This is a genomic window from Paenibacillus sp. P4_E11, from assembly GCF_056401635.1.
The window spans coordinates 1-537 of record NZ_JBFUIX010000726.1; the positions used below are offsets into that span (position 1 = coordinate 1).

The following is a 537-nucleotide window of genomic DNA, read 5'->3' on the forward strand; positions in this document are numbered from 1 at the left end:
GACGAAAGCAACGACAACCCTCCAATACAAACAAGAATGATAAGAATGTCATTAATGAAAAGAATGAAGAAGAACTTATCTTTGAAGATATGCCCCATGTAAAAATTCAAAAGAAACAATATGAAAAGTTAGTAGAGATACTAGGCAGTGAAGAGAAGGTTATGACTCAACTATACGGATTCGCTTCTTGGATACTTAGACAACCAGCACCTAAACAAAAGTCAGCTAGTGCCTATTTATCCATTACGGCATGGCATAGAAAAGAATTAGAAAAACAGAAACAGCGCACCGTGCTGCCGTTCAAGCCACTCGAAAAGAAGGAAAAGGAGGTCGAACCATATTTTAGACCTAGTAGCTGAGAGGACCATTATCAAAGCCATGATGAACGGGTTGATGGACGAAGTGACGGACGAGGTTCCCGTATACCTCTTCCAGTCACAGAATGCACAAGACACCGTTCAATCGATGTACGCTATGAAAGGCAAAGTGACATTCAACACTATGCTGCAAGCCAAACGATTCAACTCGGACTATATC

General features: G+C 41.0%; 1 protein-coding gene. It reads left to right on the forward strand.

Annotated elements, in window-relative coordinates:
• Nucleotides 1-359, forward strand: a 359-nt coding sequence (locus tag AC1DWB_RS37140; RefSeq protein ID WP_477546025.1) for a hypothetical protein, incomplete at its 5' end; no start/stop codon positions are given.
• Nucleotides 360-537 lie beyond the last annotated feature (178 nt).